The 2,422-nt window shown below is 75.0% G+C and carries 2 protein-coding genes; both read right to left on the reverse strand.

The window, feature by feature from the left end; translation table 11 throughout:
• Window positions 1–723, reverse strand: a 723-nt coding sequence (locus tag ABZ281_RS46060; protein ID WP_356664433.1) for an alpha/beta hydrolase-fold protein, incomplete at its 3' end; no start/stop codon positions are given.
• Between the two features lie 21 nt (window positions 724–744).
• The coding region (locus ABZ281_RS46065; RefSeq protein WP_356664435.1) for an acyltransferase domain-containing protein at window positions 745–2,422 on the reverse strand (1,678 nt) is incomplete at its 5' end.

The following is a 2,422-nucleotide window of genomic DNA, read 5'->3' on the forward strand; positions in this document are numbered from 1 at the left end:
CATTCCTCGCCCGGGTTCGCGGGCAGCTCGGTGCCGGTGGCCGGCGTGCCCACGCCAGGTCAGGAGGTTGAACACGGGACTTCCCCAGAGGGACGCGGCCGGCAGGTTCTCGCGGGCCACGATCGCGTCCATGATGGCGGGAACACCAGGGGCCGTGGTGTCGAGGATGCCGCTGTAGGAGGCCGCCGCGGTGAACGCCCCGGGATGACGGGCCGCGTGGGCCATGGCCCCGTAGCCGCCGGTGGACACCCCGGCGACCGCCCGTGTGCCGGAGGCCCGGTAGTCCCGGGCGAGCAGTGCCGGCACCTCCTTCATCTGGAACGTCTCGTAGTCGGGGCCGCCGCGCCAGGCGCTCGGGATGCCGGTGGGGCCGGCGTCCGGCATCGCCACGATCAGGTCGCGTCCGGCGGTGAACGCCTCGATGTCCGTCTCACGGGTCCACGAGGTGTAGTCGTCGTGCGCGCCGTGCAGCAGGTACAGCACCGGGTACTTCTTCTCCGGGCGCGTACCGAAGTCCGAGGGCAGGATCAGCCGGACCGGCGCGCTGCGGCCGAGCGCCGCGGAGGGCACGGACACGTCCAGCGTGCGCGGCCCGAGCCGGGTGGCCGCCCGGGCCGTGCCGGTCGTGGCCCCGAACAGGGCGGCGAGACCGGCGGCTGCCGTCGCTCTCGCGACGGTGCGCCGGGACACTCCGGCGGCGGGCTGCTGCGGCAGGTGGGGCATGACGGCTCCTCGGGTTCCATGTCAGGGGGCCGGCTCGGCGAGTGTCCGGCTCAGATGGGCGGCGATCTCGTCGACGTGCGGCGGATCGAGCAGCGACAGATGGTGACCGGCCACCGGCACCACCTGCAGACGTGGGCACACCTCGTCCCAGCCCAGCGCCGGGTCGTCCCGCTCGTACGCGGGGTCGCGCACGGTGTGCGGCGCGCGTTCGGTGGCGCGGTAGAGGACCACCGGCCCGTCGTGGGGGGCGGGGCTGTGCGACTCGCCGATGCCCATGTCCAGGTAGGAGGACCGCTGGTGCTCCAGCGCCGCGGACGGCACGTCGGCGGCCTCGCGCAGGGCCCGCAGCACGGCATCGATTCGGGCCGCGTCGTCGTCCATGGCCACGAGCTCGTCGTACGGCAACTCCAGCCGCACGCCGTAGGCGTCGGCGACGTGGCGGGCGAAGCCCTCGAAGTGCGCCCGGATCCGGTCGGACCGCATCGACCCCGGGCGGGGGAGGGGCCGTACGGAGTCGATGAGCACGACCAGCCGCACCTCCCGCCCGGCGGCCGTCAGTTGCCGCGCGGTCTCCTGGGCGACGAAGCCGCCGAAGGACCAACCCCCCAGCAACAACGGGCCGTCGGGATGGACGGCATCGATCGCCGCGGCGTAGCGTCGCGCCTTCTCGGGCACGGTCCGGGCCTCCTCGATCCGCTCCAGCCCGTACACCGGCTGGTCGTCGCCGAGGAGTTCGGCGAGCGTCCGGTAGACGCCGACCGGGCCGCCGGCGGCATGGACGAGGAACAGCGGGGGCCTCGAACCGCCGGCACACAGGGGCCGCAGCGGGGTGTCGTCCCCAGGGAGGGCGCGCTCGACACGGGTGGCGGCGTCCTCGACGGTGACGGCGGCGAACAGGTCGCGCAGGGGCAGTTCGATGCCGAACTCGCGCTCCACCGCCGTGCGCACCCGGACCGCCATCAGTGAGTCCAGCCCGAGGTCGGCCCACGCGGTACCCGGGGTGATGCGGGCGGGGGAGTGGCCGGTGACGGCGGCGATGTGGTGGGTCAGGCGGGCCAGGACCGAGGAGGGCGCGGTCACCGCGGCAGGAGGTTCCTCCGGCAGCGGCTCGGTGCGAGCGGCCCGGCCGTCCGTCCACCAGTGCCGTACATGCCGCCATCGGGGCAGCGGCAGGTCGACGACCCGCCCCGCCGGCACCGGCAGTCGCTGTCCTGCGGCGTACAGGGCGCCCAGTTGTCCGGCGAACGCCTCCGACCCGTCGGCGTCACGGCGCAGCGTGGCCAGGGTGAGGGCGCCGGGCACGGTGTCGGCGACGGCTCCCGTCAGTACGGGGTGGGGGGAGATCTCGACGAAGGCCGTGCGGCCGTCGGCGGCCGCCGACGCGAGCGCCCGGTCCAGCCGCACGGGCCTGCGCAGGTTGGCCGCCCAGTGCGCGGCGTCGAAGAGACAGTCACTGCGCGGGTCGTCGAGGACCGTGGAGTGGACAGGGACGCGCGGCTGCCGCCCCCGGATGCCGGACAGTGCCTCCACCAGCTCCGGCAACAGCCCGTCCACCTGGGGCGAGTGCCCGGCGCCGACGACCCGCATGGCCCGCGCCGCCCGGCCCTGTCCCTCCAGCCGGCGCACGAGCCCGGCCACCGCCGCCTCCTCACCCGTGACGACCTTCTGCCGCGGGGAGGAGTGCACGGCCACATGCACC

This window comes from Streptomyces sp. NPDC006265 (genome assembly GCF_040613555.1).
Lineage (GTDB): Bacteria > Actinomycetota > Actinomycetes > Streptomycetales > Streptomycetaceae > Streptomyces.